Annotated in this window: 19 protein-coding genes; 15 read left to right on the plus strand and 4 right to left on the minus strand. The window is 56.7% G+C overall.

Annotated elements, in window-relative coordinates; genetic code table 11:
• Positions 1–126: 126 nt before the first annotated feature.
• Positions 127–1,125 (minus strand): class 1 fructose-bisphosphatase, encoded by a 999-nt coding sequence (gene fbp, locus BJP35_RS02860; protein ID WP_020882906.1) that lies wholly within the window; start codon positions 1,123–1,125, stop codon positions 127–129.
• Between the two features lie 197 nt (positions 1,126–1,322).
• Here fbp and mpl point away from each other — a divergent pair, with 197 nt between their 5' ends.
• A complete protein-coding gene (gene mpl / locus BJP35_RS02865) occupies positions 1,323–2,699 on the plus strand; it encodes a UDP-N-acetylmuramate:L-alanyl-gamma-D-glutamyl-meso-diaminopimelate ligase (RefSeq protein WP_014168372.1) in 1,377 nt (458 codons plus the stop codon).
• Between the two features lie 92 nt (positions 2,700–2,791).
• Here the strand turns inward: mpl and yjgA are convergent, their stop codons facing one another.
• Positions 2,792–3,343, minus strand: coding sequence for a ribosome biogenesis factor YjgA (gene yjgA / locus BJP35_RS02870; RefSeq protein ID WP_014168373.1), 552 nt, complete (start codon positions 3,341–3,343; stop codon positions 2,792–2,794).
• A gap of 95 nt (positions 3,344–3,438) precedes the next feature.
• Between yjgA and pmbA the strand changes: the two genes are divergently transcribed.
• The 14 genes from pmbA to BJP35_RS02940 all read left to right on the plus strand — a co-directional run bounded on the left by pmbA (position 3,439) and on the right by BJP35_RS02940 (position 14,799).
• Positions 3,439–4,791, plus strand: a complete 1,353-nt coding sequence (pmbA, locus tag BJP35_RS02875) for a metalloprotease PmbA (protein WP_020882904.1) — start codon at positions 3,439–3,441, stop codon at positions 4,789–4,791.
• A gap of 41 nt (positions 4,792–4,832) precedes the next feature.
• Entirely contained in the window at positions 4,833–5,219 is a 387-nt protein-coding gene (gene cybC / locus BJP35_RS02880; RefSeq protein WP_014168375.1) for a cytochrome b562, read from the plus strand.
• Positions 5,220–5,537: 318 nt separating this feature from the next.
• Complete coding sequence (locus tag BJP35_RS02885) at positions 5,538–5,876, plus strand: glycine dehydrogenase (RefSeq protein WP_014168376.1); 339 nt, start codon at positions 5,538–5,540, stop codon at positions 5,874–5,876.
• Between the two features lie 10 nt (positions 5,877–5,886).
• Positions 5,887–6,249, plus strand: coding sequence for an SFCGS family glycine-rich protein (locus BJP35_RS02890; RefSeq protein WP_003830384.1), 363 nt, complete (start codon positions 5,887–5,889; stop codon positions 6,247–6,249).
• Between the two features lie 2 nt (positions 6,250–6,251).
• The gene (locus BJP35_RS02895) at positions 6,252–6,551 is read left to right on the plus strand and encodes a DUF4312 family protein (RefSeq protein ID WP_006810338.1); all 300 of its coding nucleotides are present in this window, start codon (positions 6,252–6,254) and stop codon (positions 6,549–6,551) included.
• A 22-nt stretch (positions 6,552–6,573) separates the two neighbouring features.
• Positions 6,574–7,350 carry a DUF4311 domain-containing protein gene (locus BJP35_RS02900; RefSeq protein WP_086462892.1) on the plus strand — a complete coding sequence of 259 codons (777 nt, stop codon included), beginning with the start codon at positions 6,574–6,576 and terminating at the stop codon, positions 7,348–7,350.
• A gap of 13 nt (positions 7,351–7,363) precedes the next feature.
• Positions 7,364–8,005: a DUF4310 family protein gene (locus BJP35_RS02905; RefSeq protein WP_014882285.1), complete on the plus strand. Its 642-nt coding sequence runs from the start codon at positions 7,364–7,366 to the stop codon at positions 8,003–8,005.
• A 42-nt stretch (positions 8,006–8,047) separates the two neighbouring features.
• On the plus strand, positions 8,048–9,181 hold the full coding sequence (locus tag BJP35_RS02910; RefSeq protein WP_047743208.1) for an amidohydrolase/deacetylase family metallohydrolase: 1,134 nt from the start codon (positions 8,048–8,050) through the stop codon (positions 9,179–9,181).
• Positions 9,165–10,283, plus strand: a complete 1,119-nt coding sequence (locus BJP35_RS02915) for a DgaE family pyridoxal phosphate-dependent ammonia lyase (protein ID WP_014168381.1) — start codon at positions 9,165–9,167, stop codon at positions 10,281–10,283. The genes BJP35_RS02910 and BJP35_RS02915 overlap by 17 nt, the downstream gene beginning before the upstream one ends.
• Positions 10,280–11,020, plus strand: a complete 741-nt coding sequence (locus BJP35_RS02920) for a KDGP aldolase family protein (protein WP_047743210.1) — start codon at positions 10,280–10,282, stop codon at positions 11,018–11,020. The genes BJP35_RS02915 and BJP35_RS02920 overlap by 4 nt, the downstream gene beginning before the upstream one ends.
• 118 nt (positions 11,021–11,138) lie before the next feature.
• Positions 11,139–12,275 (plus strand): lactonase family protein, encoded by a 1,137-nt coding sequence (locus BJP35_RS02925; protein ID WP_047743212.1) that lies wholly within the window; start codon positions 11,139–11,141, stop codon positions 12,273–12,275.
• 19 nt (positions 12,276–12,294) lie between these two features.
• Positions 12,295–14,205, plus strand: coding sequence for a transcription antiterminator (locus tag BJP35_RS02930; RefSeq protein ID WP_047743214.1), 1,911 nt, complete (start codon positions 12,295–12,297; stop codon positions 14,203–14,205).
• A gap of 77 nt (positions 14,206–14,282) precedes the next feature.
• Entirely contained in the window at positions 14,283–14,525 is a 243-nt protein-coding gene (locus tag BJP35_RS02935; RefSeq protein ID WP_047743215.1) for a type II toxin-antitoxin system RelB/DinJ family antitoxin, read from the plus strand.
• A complete protein-coding gene (locus BJP35_RS02940) occupies positions 14,515–14,799 on the plus strand; it encodes a type II toxin-antitoxin system RelE/ParE family toxin (RefSeq protein WP_047743217.1) in 285 nt (94 codons plus the stop codon). The genes BJP35_RS02935 and BJP35_RS02940 overlap by 11 nt, the downstream gene beginning before the upstream one ends.
• 3 nt (positions 14,800–14,802) lie before the next feature.
• Here the strand turns inward: BJP35_RS02940 and nrdG are convergent, their stop codons facing one another.
• Entirely contained in the window at positions 14,803–15,267 is a 465-nt protein-coding gene (gene nrdG, locus BJP35_RS02945; protein ID WP_032679514.1) for an anaerobic ribonucleoside-triphosphate reductase-activating protein, read from the minus strand.
• Positions 15,268–15,405: 138 nt separating this feature from the next.
• Entirely contained in the window at positions 15,406–17,544 is a 2,139-nt protein-coding gene (nrdD, locus tag BJP35_RS02950; RefSeq protein ID WP_020885401.1) for an anaerobic ribonucleoside-triphosphate reductase, read from the minus strand.
• Between the last annotated feature and the right edge of the window lie 34 nt (positions 17,545–17,578).

Consider the following 17,578-nt stretch of genomic DNA (forward strand, 5'->3'; position numbering starts at 1 on the left):
TTTGTCAAACTGTTATGGAAATAATGCAGGAGCAAAACCGAATATTAAAGCGTGTTTTTTATAAACACTTATACGGTAAAATATATAAATGAAGCGGGGAGCCTGAAGGGCTCCCCGTGTTATGGGTTATGCGTCCGGATACTCACGGATAAAACGTTCAACGTCATCAACCATATGGGTGTTGCCGACAAAGAACGAACGACGCTGGTGCAGGCTTTCCGGCACGATGTCCAGAATACGCTCTTTACCGTCGCTCGCCTTGCCGCCAGCCTGTTCGGCCAGGAACGCCATTGGGTTGCATTCATACAGCAGACGCAGCTTGCCGTCAGGGTGGCTTGCCGTGCTTGGGTAGAGGTAGATACCGCCTTTCAGCAGGTTGCGGTGGAAGTCAGCAACCAGCGAGCCGATATAGCGGGACGTGTACGGGCGCTGAGTGGCTTTATCTTCTTCCTGGCAGAACTTGATGTATTTCTTCACGCCGTTCGGGAATCGGATGTAGTTGCCTTCGTTGATGGAGTAGGTATTGCCCTTCTCCGGGAAGCGCATACGTTCCTGGCTCAGGCAGAAAACGCCCAGCGAGGGATCGTAAGTAAAGGCGTGAACGCCGCAGCCCGTGGTGTACACCAGCATGGTGGAGGAGCCATAAACGACGTAACCGGCCGCCACCTGGTTACTGCCCGGCTGCAGGAAATCTTCCTCTGTCACCGGCGTGCCAACAGGCGTGACGCGGCGGTAGATGGAGAAAATGGTACCGACAGAAACGTTAACGTCGATGTTAGAGGAACCGTCCAGCGGATCCATCAGCACAACGTATTTAGCGTGTTCACACCCTTCGAAAACGACAATTTCATCTTCTTCTTCGGAGGCGATACCCGCCACGATGTCGCGCGCGCGCAGTGCAGCTTTCAGTTTTTCATTTGCGAACAGATCGAGTTTCTGTTGAACCTCGCCCTGAACGTTCTCGGCACCGCTGGCACCCAGGATATCGACCAGACCGGCCTTGTTGATATCACGGTGGATGATCTTAGCGCCCAGCTTTATTGCCGACAGCAAAGCAGTGAGTTCACCCGTAGCATGAGAAAACTCGTGCTGCTTTTCGACAATAAATTCACCTAACGTTTTCATAACACTTTCCCTGCATCTTTGTGAGTAGAGCGATTGTATGTTCACTAAAACGACTAAAGCCCAACAATCTTAACAAACATTCAAATATTAGCGCAGAGGTGAATCGCGCCAGCAATATACGGATTTACCTGAAATGCGTTTCGCTGTCGCTGACATGTGAGTAAAATGTGCGCCACATTGAAGAAGGATAGTGACGTATGCGCATTCATATATTGGGGATTTGTGGCACTTTCATGGGCGGACTGGCAATGCTGGCGCGCTCTCTGGGCCATGAAGTGACAGGTTCGGACGCCAATGTGTATCCGCCGATGAGCACGCTTCTGGAGAAACAGGGCATCTCTCTGATTCAGGGATACGATGCCAGCCAGCTGGATCCTGAGCCGGATCTGGTGATCATTGGCAACGCCATGACCCGCGGTAATCCGTGCGTTGAGGCGGTTCTGGAACGCAACATTCCGTTCATGTCTGGCCCGCAGTGGCTGCATGATTTCGTGCTGCGCGACCGTTGGGTCGTTGCCGTAGCCGGAACGCATGGCAAAACCACGACCGCCGGAATGGCGACCTGGATCCTCGAAGCCTGTGGTTATAAGCCAGGTTTTGTGATCGGGGGTGTGCCGGGTAATTTCGATGTTTCTGCGCGTCTGGGTGACAGCCCGTTCTTCGTGATCGAAGCCGACGAGTATGACTGCGCGTTCTTCGACAAGCGCTCCAAGTTCGTGCACTACTGCCCGCGGACGCTGATCCTCAACAACCTTGAGTTCGATCACGCCGATATTTTTGACGATCTGAAAGCGATTCAGAAACAGTTCCACCATCTGGTGCGCATCGTTCCCGGTCAGGGCCGCATCATCCTGCCGGAAAACGACATCAACCTGAAGCAAACCCTGGCGATGGGATGCTGGAGCGAGCAGGAGCTGGTAGGCGAGCAGGGGCACTGGCAGGCGAAAAAACTTAACGCGGATGCCTCCGAGTGGGAAGTGCTGCTCGACGGCGAGAAAGTGGGTGAGGTGAAGTGGGGCCTGGTGGGCGAGCACAACATGCACAACGGCCTGATGGCGATTGCCGCGGCACGTCATGTGGGCGTTCAGCCTGCGGATGCGGCGGATGCGTTAGGCTCGTTCATTAACGCCCGCCGTCGTCTGGAGCTGCGCGGTGAAGCCCACGGCGTCACGGTGTATGACGATTTTGCGCATCACCCGACCGCCATTCTGGCGACGCTTGCGGCCTTACGCGGCAAAGTCGGCGGGACCGCCCGCATTCTGGCCGTGCTGGAACCGCGTTCGAACACCATGAAAATGGGCATCTGCAAAGACGATCTTGCGCCATCCTTAGGGCGTGCCGATGAAGTCTTCCTGCTGCAGCCGCAGCATATTCCGTGGCAGGTGGCCGAAGTGGCCGATGCCTGCATTCAGCCTGCGCACTGGAGTGCGGATGTGGATGCGCTGGCGGATATGGTGGTGAAAGCCGCACAGCCTGGCGATCACATTCTGGTGATGAGCAACGGCGGTTTTGGTGGGATCCATCAGAAGCTGCTGGACGGTCTGGCGAAGAAAGCGCAGGCGGTCGTAGAGTAAAAAAAAGCCCGGTAGCGCTCACGCTTACCGGGCTTTTTCTCCCTCGCCCACAGGGAGAGGGGCGGGGTTGAGGGCACTCAGCGATGCTGTGCTTACTCTTCGTTTTCAGACAGCTCACGCAGATACTGGAAAATCAGGCGTGCAGACTTCGGCGGCTTGTTCGCTTCTTTCTCTTTCTGGGCATTGCGGATCAACGAACGCAGCTGCTGGCGATCGGCATCCGGCCACAGGTTCAGTACTTCCGGTACCGCATCATCACCTTGTTCAATCAGACGATCGCGGATCTGCTCAAGCTTATGGAACAGCGCAACCTGCTGGTTGTGGCGGTTTTTCAGTTTGTCCAGCGCCTGGCGGATCGGTTCAACGTCACGCTGACGCAGCATTTTACCGATAAGCTGAAGCTGACGGCGACGGCCTTCTTTCTTGATTTTCTGTGCCAGTTCAATGGCATCGCGCAGATCCTGGTCGAGCGGGAGTTTATCCAGCGCGTTTTTACCCAGTTCTACCATTTCCGCGCCAAGCTGTTTTAACTCTTCGGCGTCACGTTTAATTTCACTTTTACTGACCCAGATGATCTCATCATCTTCGTCTTCGATGTCATCACCGGGAACGTCGTCGAGCCAGTCTTCGGGCTGCTTAGTCATGTCAGGCTCCTTAAAAAAAGAGGCTAATGTTACCAGTTAAGACGCGCACTGAAAAACGGTTCTCTGTTAGACTTCAATTAACTCTCTCTTACAGTATGGCATTTGCGATGAAAGTAACCTCACAAGTTGAAGCGCAGCGTAAGATTCTGGAAGAAGCTGTCTCCACCGCGCTGACGCTCGCTTCAGGTAAATCAGATGGCGCCGAAGTGGCGGTAAGCAAAACCACCGGCATCAGCGTCAGCACCCGCTACGGCGAAGTGGAAAATGTAGAATTCAACAGCGATGGCGCTCTGGGGATCACGGTTTATCACCAGAATCGCAAAGGCAGCGCGTCATCGACCGATCTCAGCCCGGATGCCATTGCCCGTACGGTGCAGGCTGCGCTGGATATTGCGCGTTACACCTCGCCCGATCCTTACGCCGGCGTTGCCGACAAAGAGCTGCTGGCATTCGATGCCCCGGATCTCGATCTTTTCCACCCGGCGGAAGTGACGCCGGACGAAGCGATCGAACTGGCTGCCCGTGCCGAGCAGGCGTCTCTGAAGGCCGATAAACGCATCACCAATACCGAAGGCGGAAGTTTTAACAGCCACTACGGTATCAAAGTGTTTGGTAACAGCCACGGGATGCTGCAGGGCTACTGCTCAACGCGCCATTCGCTCTCCAGCTGCGTTATCGCTGAAGAGAACGGGGATATGGAGCGTGATTACGCCTACACCATCGGTCGCGCGCTGGGCGATTTGCAGTCACCTGAGTGGGTTGGCGCAGAATGCGCGCAGCGCACACTGTCCCGTCTGTCGCCACGTAAACTCTCCACCATGAAAGCCCCGGTCATTTTTGCCAATGAAGTGGCGACCGGCCTGTTTGGCCACCTGGTGGGGGCGATTGCCGGGGGCTCCGTTTACCGTAAATCGACGTTCCTGCTCGACTCGCTGGGCAAGCAGATCCTGCCGGAATGGCTGACCATTGAAGAGCATCCGCACCTGCTGAAAGGGCTGGCCTCGACGCCGTTCGACAGTGAAGGTGTGCGCACCGAGCGCCGCGATATCATCAAAGACGGCATTCTGACGCAGTGGCTGCTGACCAACTACTCCGCGCGCAAGCTGGGGCTGAAAAGCACCGGTCACGCGGGCGGCATTCACAACTGGCGAATCGCGGGTCAGGGCCTGAGCTTTGAGCAGATGCTTAAAGAGATGGGTACCGGTCTGGTCGTCACCGAGTTAATGGGCCAGGGCGTAAGCGGCATTACCGGCGATTATTCGCGCGGCGCGGCGGGCTTCTGGGTTGAGAACGGTGAAATTCAGTATCCGGTTAGCGAAATTACCATCGCCGGCAACCTGAAAGACATGTGGCGCAATATTGTTACTGTCGGTAACGATATTGAAACACGTAGCAATATACAGTGTGGTTCAGTCCTCTTACCGGAGATGAAAATCGCCGGGCAGTAATACCCGTAAAGGCGTTTTAATAATAAAAAAGGAAGTGAGCAATGCGTAAACACCTGTTAGCGATCGTCGCAGCGTCAACGCTGGTTCTTGGTTCTTCTGCGTTTGCTGCCGATCTTGAAGACGACATGGGCATCCTCAGTGAAAACCTGAAGGTGGTGCAGAAAACGGACAATGCGGCGGAAATGAAAGGCGCATTGACCAAAATGCGTGAAGCGGCACTGGACGCGCAGAAATCCACGCCGCCAAAGCTGGAAAATAAAGCGGCAGACAGCGCTGAGATGAAAGACTACCGCCACGGCTTTGACGTGCTGGTCGGTCAGATTGACGGCGCACTGAAGCTTGCCAATGAAGGCAAAGTGAAGGAAGCCCAGGCGGCAGCCGACCAGTTTGTGACCACGCGTAATACCTATCACAAAAAGTATCGTTAATTCTCGGTACGCGCTTTCCCCGTGCGGGGGCGGTTAATCGGCCCCGCATGTTTGCTCTCCGGGCATAAGAAAACCTTATCCACCTCACATATTTGCACGCCTGCCCATAATCTTTTTCGCTCCCACGCCCCCTTAATTGCCGTCAGATAGCGTGACATTCATCACGTAAATACAGTGATTTATCTATATTCAGCATATTTATGTGGCACAGATCACTGCCGGTGCTCGCCTTTCCACTTCGAAGTGGAAAACAACTCGCTACAAACAATTCCCTCCCAACGTTAGTTTTATTCCAGAGCCATTAACGGGGTAAGACGAGTGATTAACGGAGCGGTAATGAACGACGTTGGAGATCAGGCGGTGCAAACAGAGCAGCTCGCTAACACCATGCTGGCGCAGGTGTATGCCCTGCTGGCCCGGCACAACATCATCCCCAACGCAGTACAGGAACAGATGCTCACCTCTCACGTTCGCGCGATGGCGCACCGGTCCGTGACCGGCGAGCCGCTGCCGGAGGTTGAAGCCGAGCTGTTCGACGAAATTTCTCCCGATTCAATGCGGCTTGCCCGTGAAGTGGTCGCGCAGTTTGGCAACCTTCCTGATGAAGAGGCCTGGCTGCTCTCCGTTCACTTCGAAGTCGCAAAAGACAACCTTTAAGGAGCAACACATGGAACAGATTACAGTCGTGATTGGCGATCGCCTGGGTAAAGGTCAGAAAGTGGCGGCAGGTGTTGAAAAAGCCGGTGGACGCGCGGTTGTCGTGCCGGGTGTGGCGGCAGACATGAAGCTCGGTGACGTGATGAAAGCGGAAAATGCCACCTTCGGCATCTCCTTCTGCGGCAGCGGCGGCGCGGGTGCCATCACCGCACAAACCAAATATGGCTACAAAGCCAAATACGGCATGCGTTCAGTGGATGAAGGCGTCACCGCCATCAATGAAGGCTGCAATGTGCTGGGCTTTGGCTTTATGGATAAAGAAGAGCTGGGCGAGCGTCTGGTTCAGGCGTGGCAGAAGAAACACGGCGCATAAGCATGAAAGAACAGTTCACAACCACGGTGAGAGTGAAGGGCAAAGGCGACGCTAAAGCGCGCGCCTTTGCTGATGCGCTCAACCACGTTCAGGCCGCGGTGATGAAAGCCTCACCGCATATCTTACTGCGTATTGAGCCACAGGATGTGCAGGTCGTTCAGGCGCAAGAAGCGGTGCGTAAAGAAGCTTTTCTGTTCTTCTTTTTGCGCCGGGAAAGACGCACCTACAGCGTGGAGCTGGATGTGACCGTCAACGTGACTGCCATCAATCTCGACCAGGTGGATTTCGTCACGCAACGCTGATTATTCATAAAAGGGCAGACTGATGTTCTTAATTATATTAATAAAATCGCTCATCATTGGCGGCCTGGTTGGCGTCGGTGTGGGGGCCGGGGCTGCACGCATGTTTCATGCGCCTACCACTCAGGGTATGGGCGCGTTTCGTACGTTGGGGGAACTGAACTCCTGTGAAGGGGATCCGGCTTCTCACTTCTCCTTTGGGTTAGGCTTCTTCTTTAACGCCTGGGCCTCTTCCGTGGCTGCAGGTGCATTCACACAGGACGTTGACCACCGTATCATCCCGAACTGGGGTGCTGCAGCACTGATGATTAAAAACCGTAACGTCGGCGAAACGCTGCACGATCCGCGCAAAATGGCAATTGCCTGCGGCGTGATCGGCATGATTGTCGTCACCTTCCTTAACCCCCCCGCCTCTTCTGTTCCGGCTGCGCTTCAGGTGACCGCCGTGAAGGTGCTGGTGCCTGCGGCAAACCTGCTGGTCAACACCGTGATGCCGGTGATCTTCTGGCTGGCCGCCATTGATGCGGGTAAAAAATCGGGCTTCTGGGCCACCATTTTTGGCGGCGCGGCGCAGCTGATCATGGGTAACGCCGTACCGGGTCTGGTGCTGGGTATCCTGATCGGTAAGGGCGTTGAAGAGAGCGGATGGAACCACGTCACCAAAGTAATGATGGCGGCCATCGTGGCGCTGTTCGTGCTGAGCGGTTTCTTCCGTGGCTTCGACATGAAGATGATCGAATCCTTCCATCTGACCGTGCCGAACTGGCTCGACATGATCCACAACGCGCTCAGCGGTAAATAACAGGAGCCTCGACATGGAACAGAATAAAGGTTTTTGGTATGCCGACTGGTCGTTCCCGATCTTCGTTGGCCTGCTCTCTTCCGGTGTTTTCGCCGGGACGCATATGTACTACCTCTACGGCATCGGCGCGTTCAACGAAGTGGCCTTCGTGGCGATGCTGAAAGCGGGGATGGATACCGGCGTTTACGGCGCGGTGGCGGCGTTCGGTGCCAGCTTCCTGTTCGCCCGTATTATCGAAGGGTCGCTGGTCGGTATCCTTGATATCGGCGGGGCGATCCAGACCGGGGTGGGCCTCGGGGTTCCGGCGCTGCTGCTGGGCGCGGGCATCATGTTCCCGGTGACCAACTTTATCGCCGCGCTGATCACCGGCCTGGTGATTGGCCTGGCAATTGGCTACGTCATCATCCTGGCGCGTAAGTTCACCATCAATCAGAGCAACTCCACCTACGGGGCGGACGTGATGATGGGTGCCGGTAACGCCTCCGGTCGTTTCCTCGGGCCGTTGATTATCCTCAGCGCCATGACCGCCTCCATTCCTATTGGTGTCGGCTCTCTGGTGGGTGCGCTGTTGTTCTATATCTGGCAGAAGCCAATTACCGGTGGCGCCATTCTCGGTGCAATGATTCTGGGCTGGCTGTTCCCGGTCGCCCTTTAATGCCCGCGGGCGCTCCGGCGCCCGCCTTATCAGGAGATCCTCATGTTCGATTTACTCCTGCGCCGTGCGCGCCTCACCGACGATACCCTGACCGATATCGCCATTCAGGACGGAAAAATCGCGGCGCTGGGCGACATTACCGCGGCCGCCCGCAAAACGGTTGAGTTGAACGGTGAAGTGTTCGTCAGCGCAGGCTGGATTGACTCCCACGTTCACTGCTACCCGAACTCCCCTATTTATCACGACGAACCGGACAGCGTGGGCATCGCCACCGGCGTGACCTCGGTGGTGGATGCCGGCAGTACCGGCGCGGATGACGTGGACGATTTTTATGAAATCACCCGTAAAGCCTCAACCGACGTTTATGCCTTACTGAACATCTCCCGCGTGGGGCTGATTGCCCAGAACGAACTGGCCAATATGGCTAACATTGATGCGAAGGCCGTGAAGCAGGCCGTCACGCGCTACCCGGATTTTATCGTTGGCCTGAAAGCGCGCATGAGCAGCAGCGTGGTCGGCGAAAACGGCATTACACCGCTTGAGCACGCGAAAGCCATCCAGGCAGAGAACGGCGACCTGCCGCTGATGGTGCACATCGGCAACAACCCGCCCAACCTCGATGAAATTGCCGACCTGCTCAGCTCAGGCGACATCATCACCCACTGCTACAACGGCAAGCCGAACCGCATTCTGACGCCATCCGGTGAACTGCGTGCGTCCATCACCTCCGCCCTGAAACGCGGTGTGCGCCTGGACGTCGGGCACGGTACCGCGAGCTTTAGCTTTGAGGTGGCGAGACGCGCCATTGCGATGGGCATTTTGCCACACACCATCAGCTCGGATATTTACTGCCGTAACCGCATTAACGGCCCGGTAGGGTCGCTGGCAAGCGTGATGTCGAAGTTTCTCGCCATCGGCATGTCGCTGCCGCAGGTGATTGAGTGCGTCACCGCGAACGCCGCCGACGGGCTGCGTCTGACGCACAAAGGCCGTATTCAGCCAGGTCTTGATGCTGACCTGACGTTGTTCACGATAAAACGCCAGCCAACGCTGCTGGTGGATGCTGAAAATGACAGCCTGCAGGCTGAACACATTCTGGTGCCGCTTGCCGCCATCCGCGCAGGCAAGGGCTACATGACCGAACAAGGGAGCACGGAACATGCCTTCGATTTATGAGAAGTATCACTTAAAGCAAGTCATCAACACCTCAGGCCGTATGACGGCGCTGGGGGTTTCCACGCCGCGCCCGGACGTGGTGCAGGCGGCGATGGATGGCATGAATCACTATTTCGAGATGAAGGATCTGGTCAACAAAACCGGCGAATACATCGCGAAGCTGCTGGATGTGGAAGGGGCGACGGTGGTCTCCTGCGCGTCAGCGGGCATCGCCCAGTCCGTGGCGGCGGTGCTGGTCAAAGACAGCGACTGGCTGCTGGAGAACCTGCACGTCACTCCGATTGAGAACAACGAAATCGTGCTGCCGAAAGGCCATAACGTTAACTTTGGCGCACCGGTAGGCACCATGGTGGCGCTGGGCGGCGGCAAGCTGGTGGAAGCGGGCTACGCGAACGAATGCTCCGCCGATCAACTGGCGGCGGCCATCACGCCGCGTACCGCGGCCATTCTTTACATCAAGTCTCACCACTGCGTGCAGAAAAGCATGCTCAGCGTAGAGCAGGCGGCGGTGGTGGCGCGTAAGCACGATCTGCCGCTGATCGTGGATGCGGCCGCGGAAGAAGATCTTCACGTTTACTACCGCTCCGGTGCCGATCTGGTTATCTACAGCGGTGCGAAAGCGATTGAAGGGCCAACCAGCGGGCTGGTGATCGGCAAAACGCAGTATGTTGAGTGGGTGAAACGCCAGACGGCGGGGATTGGCCGCGCAATGAAAGTGGGTAAAGAGGGGATCCTCGGCCTCACCTGTGCCATCGAACACTACCTGACGGCGACCAAAGAGAGCGGCGAAGAGATGGTGGCGAAGATGACGCCCTTTATTGACGCGCTTAATACCCTTAACGGCGTGACGGCACGCGTGGTCTGGGACAGTGCCGGTCGCGATATCGCCCGTACCGAGATTAAGTTTGATGAAGCTACCACCGGTGTTGGCACCGGCGACCTGGTGACCGCGCTGAAGCAGGGCGAGTACGCCATTTATTTCCGTGGCTACAAGGCCAACGAAGGGATTATCGAAGCGGACGTGCGCAGCGTGAATGCCGATCAGCTGAACATTGTTTATCGCCGCATGAGTGAAGTGTTAGGACAGGAGAAAAAGGCATGAAACTGACCCCCAACTTTTACCGTGACCGCGTCTGCCTGAACGTGCTGGCAGGATCGAAAGCCAACGCCAGCGCCATTTACGAGGCGGCGGAAGGCCACGTGCTGGTGGGCGTGCTCTCCAAAAATTACCCGGATGTCGCCAGTGCGGTTGCCGAGATGCGCGACTACGCTCAGCTTATCGATAATGCGCTCTCTGTAGGCCTCGGCGCGGGCGATCCGAACCAGTCCGGGATGGTCAGTGAGATCGCCCGTCAGGTGCAGCCGCAGCACGTTAACCAGGTGTTCACCGGCGTGGCAACCAGCCGTGCGCTGCTGGGGCAGAGTGAATCCGTGGTCAATGGCCTGGTCTCTCCGACCGGCACCGTTGGCAAGGTGAAAATCTCCACCGGTCCGCTGAGCAGCACGGCGCCGGACGGCATTGTGCCGGTTGAAACCGCGATTGCCCTGCTGAAAGATTTTGGCGGCAGCTCCATCAAATACTTCCCGATGGGAGGCCTGGCGTGTCGGGACGAATACCAGGCAGTGGCGGAAGCCTGCGCCCGTCACGATTTCTGGCTGGAGCCGACCGGTGGGATCGATCTGGAGAACTATGAAGCGATCCTGCAGATCGCCCTTGATGCGGGCGTGAGTAAAATCATTCCGCATATCTACAGCTCGATTATCGACAAAGCCAGCGGCGACACGCGTCCGGAAGATGTGCGTACGCTGCTGGAGATGACGAAGAAGCTGGCTAAGTAGTCTTTACCCCTCACCCCGGCCCTCTCCCCAAAGGGGAGAGGGTGTAATCGTCCCCTCTCCCCTTTGGGGAGAGGGTTAGGGTGAGGGGCAAAAACCGCACAAAACCAAAGGAGCCACCATGCACACCCGTAACCTGCTTGTCGCTTCACTGTCTTTACTGGCAACCGCCGCGGTCGCCCAGACCCATTACGCCTGGGTCGGGACGTACAACCCCAACGGCGAGGGGCTGTACCGCTTTACGGTCGATCCTCACACTGGCGCGCTGTCGAATAAAACGCTGGTCAGCACGCTGCCAAACGCCGCGCAGCTCACCGTCTCGCAGGATGGTAAGACGCTCTATCTGGCGAGCGAAGTGGAGCAGGGCGTGGTGCAGGCGCTGCGCGTGGGCGATAACGGTGAACTGAGCGAGCTTAATCAGGTGGCGTCCGGCGGGGCGGGGCCGGTCTATCTCTCCCTGACGCCAAAGGGTCACCACCTGCTGGTGGCGAACTACGTCAGCGGCTCGATTGCTGTTCTGCCCGTTAATGCAGACGGCAGTCTGGGGGAGGCCACGGACACGCATCAGGATCGGGGAGAGCCGGGCGCGGCGAAACCGGTGGCGGCGGTGGAAGGCAGTTTTGCCATTAGCGATCACAATGGCCCCCATGCGCACATGATCGCCGCCGATCCGCGCGGGAAATACGTTTTTTCTACCGATCTGGGTCTGGATCGTATCTACCAGTACCGTTTTGACGATCAAACAGGCAAGCTGACCCCGAACGATCCGCCGTTTATCAGTGCCTCCTCGAAAGGGGCCGGTCCGCGGCATTTCGTCTTTACGCCGAAAGGCGATGCGTTATGGCTGATTAACGAAGAGGCATCCACGCTCACGCACTATACGCTGGATGCCCGGGGCAGGCTGCAGGAGGGGAAAACCCTCTCCGCCCTGCCACACGGCTACAAAGGCACCAGCTTTGCCGCCGGGCTGGCACTCAGTGCCGATGGCAAACAGCTGTATGTGGCTAACCGTTTGCATAACAGCATCGGGCACTTTACCGTAACAGCGGATGGCACGCTGACGCATCAGGATGATGTGTGGACGCGTGGTGATTACCCGCGCACCCTGACGCTCGACAAACAGGGGCGCTGGCTGTACGTCATGAATCAGCGCAGCGATAACATTACCCGTTTTCGCGTGGCGCAGGACGGCAAACTCAGCGCCGAGCCGGACTATACCCCGGTCGGCAGCCCATCCCAGATGGTCATTTCACCCTAAGCCGTAAGAGGACAACCCCGTGCGATTTCCGAACCAACGTTTAGCGCAACTTTTCGATCTGTTGCAAAACGAGACGCTGCCGCAGGACGAACTGGCGCAGCGGCTGTCGGTCTCCACGCGAACCGTCCGCGCTGATATCACTGCCCTGAACGCGCTGCTGGCGAGCCACGGCGCGCAGTTTATTCTCAGCCGCGGCAATGGCTATCAGCTCAAAATTGACGATGCAGAACGCTATCAGCAGCTTCAGTCCTCCCACCCGCGCGCGCTGCGCATTCCCCGCACCGGGCCGGAGCGCGTGCACTATCTGGTGGTCCGTTTTCTTACCTCCGCGTTTTCGCTCAAGCTGGAGGATCTGGCGGATGAGTGGTTTGTCAGCCGTGCGACGTTGCAAAGTGACATGGTGGAAGTGCGCGAGTGGTTCCACCGCTACAACCTGACGCTGGAAACCCGACCGCGCCACGGCATGAAGCTGTTTGGCAGCGAGATGGCGACCCGCGCCTGTCTCACCGATCTGCTCTGGGAGCTGGCACAGCAGGATAGCCTGAACCCGCTGGTGACCGACGTTGCGCTCAATGCGGGGGTGGCGGAGCAGATGGTTCCCGTGCTGCACGATGCGCTGACGCGGCATCACATTCGTCTGACTGACGAGGGCGAGCTATTCCTGCGCCTGTACTGTGCGGTGTCGGTGCGTCGCATCAGCGAGGGTTATCCGTTGCCGGAATTTCACGCAGAAGATGTGGCCGAGAATGTCCGTGAGGCGGCGAAAGACATCGCTGTGACCATTCAACAGCTGGCGGATAAAGCGCTTTCGCCTTCAGAAGAGAGCTGGCTCTGCGTTCACATCGCGGCACGTCAGATCCAGGAGATTGCCCCCAGTGCCATCAATGCCGATGACGACGAGGCGCTGGTCAATTACATCCTGCGCTACATCAATACCCACTATAACTACAACCTGCTCAGCGACGAGCAACTGCATGCGGATCTGCTCACCCACATCAAAACCATGATCACCCGCGTGCGCTATCAAATCATGATCCCTAATCCGCTTCTGGATAACATCAAGCAGCACTACCCGATGGCGTGGGATATGACCCTCGCGGCAGTGTCGAGCTGGGGGAAATACACGCCGTATGTGATCAGCGAAAACGAGATCGGTTTCCTGGTGCTGCATATCGGTGTCGGACTGGAGCGCCACTACAACATCGGTTACCAGCGTCAGCCGCGCGTGCTGTTAGTTTGCGATGCCGGGAATGCGATGGTCCGGATGATTGAAGCGGTGTTGCAGCGCAAATATCCGCAAATTGAGGTGACCCGCACGCTCACGCTGCGCGAGTATGAGCTGGCGGAACCGATCGGCGAAGACTTTGTTATCTCGACCGCCCGCGTGAGCGAAAAGTCTAAACCGGTGGTGATGATCGCCCCGTTCCCGACGGACTACCAGCTTGAGCAGATAGGTAAGCTGGTGCTGGTGGACCGAACCCGCCCGTGGATGCTGGATAAATACTTCGATGCCGCCCATTTTCGTATTATCGACAGGCCGATTGACCAGCAAACGCTGTTCCGGGAGCTGTGCGAGCAGCTCGAAGGAGAGGGGTTTGTTGGCGCGGAGTTTCTGGATTCGGTCGTGGAGCGAGAGGCCATCGTCAGCACCATGCTGGGCGACGGCATTGCGCTGCCGCACTCCCTCGGGCTACTGGCACAAAAAACGGTGGTTTACACCGTGCTGGCACCGCAGGGTATTGCCTGGGGGGATGAAACCGCCCACGTGATTTTCCTGCTCGCCATCAGCAAGCGTGAGTACGAAGAGGCGATGGCGATTTACGATATTTTCGTGACTTTCCTGCGTGAGCGCGCCATGTCACGGCTGTGCAGTTGCAATGATTTCGCCGGGTTTAAAGCGGTGGCGATGGAGAGTGTGAGCCGGTTTTGAGAGACGTTATCCAGAATTCGATGTAATGCAAATGTAATGCTAAGATGCATTACACATTCGATTTCACTGGAGGCATAATGGCCACGCTGAACGTCCGTCTGGATGACAAACTCAAAAACGAGGCTTATGCCGTGCTTGAAAAACTCAATATCACGCCAACGGAAGCCGTTCGGTTACTGTTTCAGTACGTTGCGGAGACGGGGCGTATGCCGGTGAAAACGGTCACTGTCAGCGACAGTGAAGATGAACTCATACAGACAGTCCGGGAGCGGCTGGCTAATCCGCAAAAAGGAGTTAAGGTTAGGCTGGATGACTTATGAACTCGTATTTGATCCGAGGGCGTTCAAGGAGTGGGCCAGGCTGGGTGATACCGTAAAAAATCAGTTTAAGAAGAAGCTTGCGAACGTGTTGGTGAACCCCCGGGTTGAATCGGCTCGCCTGCATGGCCTGCCTGATTGCGACAAGATAAAACTCAGATCCCAGGGTTATCGTTTGGTCTATCAGGTTCAGGACAACGTTGTGACGGTATGTGTTATTGCTATCGGTAAGAGAGAGAAATCAGCCGTTTATCATGACGTAAACAAACGGCTTTAGCGATCACCGCAAATGATGCACAACCTGGTTGCTGCTGCCGCGCCAGATCAGCGCAGGGTCTTTTAAATCCTGCACAAACTTGCCGTCAACCAGCACGTTAATCAAATCCACCACTTCCCTCTGCTCAGCATTCAGTTCTTCGAGCTTATAACCCGTCCAGACCCAGATATCCTTTCCTGCACATTCGCGGCGAATGCGTTTTATCAGCTTCAGAATGTCCGGCACGTTTTGCGGGTGAAGCGGGTCGCCACCGGAGAGTGAAATCCCCTGGCGGGGAATGCGCGTGTCGTTGAGATCGTGGATGATCCGCTGTTCCATTTCCGCGGTGAACGGCAGGCCTGAATTTACGCGCCAGGTGCTTTTGTTGTAACAGCCGGGGCATTCATGGACGCAGCCTGAGACAAACAGAGTGCAGCGGGTGCCGGGGCCGTTGACTATGTCGACGGGGTAGTATTGATGATATCGCATAAGAAGATGTCCAGAGTGTGTGTGCGCGGGTGCCCTCACCCCAGCCCTCTCCCACCGGGAGAGGGGGGAAACGTAGGTGCGCGTTCGGTTCCCTCTCCCTGAGGGAGAGGGGTAGAGTGAGGGGAAACCCCCGACGCCTTAACCGATCTGCCCATTCCCCAAATGCTTCACGCGTCGCTTAACCTCTTCCTGCTTACCGGCGTTAAACGGACGCGCATCGGGACTCCCGAGATAGCCACATACGCGGCGGGTCACCGAGACGCGAGCCGCATCGTGGTTACCGCATTTCGGGCAGGTGAAGCCTTTGCTGGTGCACTCAAACTCACCGGTAAAGCCACACTCGTAGCACTCGTCAATCGGGGTGTTGGTCCCGTAATACGGTACGTGCTGATAGCTGTAATCCCAGACATCTTCCAGCGCCTTCAGGTTGTGCTGAATGTTCGGATACTCGCCGTAGCAGATGAAGCCACCGTTCGCGACGGGCGGATACGCGGCTTCAAAGTCGATCTTGTCGTAAGGGTTCACCTTCTTCTCCACGTCGAGGTGGAAGCTGTTGGTGTAGTACCCTTTGTCGGTTACCCCTTCGACAATGCCAAATTCAGCGGTATCCAGGCGGCAGAAACGGTCACACAGGTTTTCACTCGGGGTGCTGTACAGGCTGAAGCCGTAGCCGGTTTCGTCTTTCCACTGGTCAACCGCATCGCGCAGGCGCTGAACAATGGCAACACCTTTTTCACGCAGGGCGTCGCTGTCATACATGTGCTGGTTGCCGAACAGCGCGTTGATCGTTTCGTGAATACCGATGTAGCCCAGAGAAATCGACGCGCGACCATTTTTGAAGATCTCCGACACGTCATCGTCCGCCTTCAGGCGCACGCCGCAGGCTCCTTCCATATACAGGATGGGCGCAACGCGGGCTTTCACCCCTTCCAGACGCGCAATACGGGTCATGAGGGCCTTACGTGCGAGCTGCAGACGTTCGTCCAGCAGCGCCCAGAAGGCCGCTTCGTCGCCTTTGGCTTCGAGGGCGATACGCGGCAGGTTGAGGCTGATCACGCCGAGGTTGTTACGGCCGTCGTGAACCTGTTCGCCGTTTTCGTCTTCATACACGCCGAGGAAGCTGCGGCAGCCCATCGGCGTTTTAAACGAGCCGGTCACTTTGACCACCTGGTCGTAGTTCAGGATGTCCGGGTACATGCGCTTGCTCGCACATTCCAGCGCCAGCTGTTTGATGTCGTAGTTAGGATCGCCAAACTTGTGGTTCAGGCCGTCGCGGATAGCGAACACCAGTTTCGGGAACACCGCTGTCTTACGGTTTTTACCAAGCCCGGAGATACGGTTTCGCAGGATAGATTGCTGAATCAGGCGTGATTCCCAACTGGTACCCAGACCAAAACCGAAGGTCACAAACGGCGTCTGACCGTTGGCGGTATGCAGGGTGTTCACCTCGTATTCCAGCGACTGGAACGCGTCGTAGCACTCTTTTTCGGTACGGGAGTGCGCGTAGCCCTCGGCGTCCGGGATTTGCCATTCTTCAGCGGTTTGACGGTGTTTATTGAAGCTTGCCGTGACGAACGGTGCCAGTACTTCATCAATGCGGTTAATGGTGGTGCCGCCGTAAATATGGCTGGCGACCTGAGCGATAATCTGCGCCGTGACCGCAGTGGCCGTGGAGATCGATTTTGGCGGCTCAATCTCGGCATTACCCATTTTAAAACCGTGGGTCAGCATGCCTTTCAGGTCGATGAGCATGCAGTTGAACATCGGGAAGAAGGGCGAGTAATCGAGATCGTGATAGTGGATCTCACCGCGCTCATGCGCCGAGACCACGTCGCGCGGCAGCAGGTGCTGACGGGCATAGTGTTTGGCAACAATACCGGCCAGCAGGTCGCGCTGGGTGGGGATCACTTTGCTGTCTTTATTGGCATTTTCATTCAGCAGGGCGGAGTTGGTCTGCTCCACCAGGCCACGAATCTCCTGATTAAGACGACCGCGTTTCTCACGCTGAACGTCCCGATCGTGGCGGTATTCGATATAGGCGCGGGCTAACTGCTTGTAGGGGCCCGCCATCAGCTGGTTTTCAACCGCGGTCTGGATCTCATTGATATCGACCTGGCTGCGTTCGTTCATCTGGCTGCTAACGACTTCTGCGACGGTGGCGCAGTAATCTGCGTCATCGACACCCGCTGCTTTAGCTGCACGCAGAATGGCTTCCTGGATGCGCTCTGATTTAAACGGCACTTTACAGCCATCACGTTTCATCACATGCGGTGTCATGATCACTCCATTTTTAAAAACAGGTTATCCACAG

The sequence above is a fragment of the Enterobacter sp. J49 genome (assembly GCF_002148625.1).
Classification (GTDB): domain Bacteria; phylum Pseudomonadota; class Gammaproteobacteria; order Enterobacterales; family Enterobacteriaceae; genus Enterobacter; species Enterobacter ludwigii.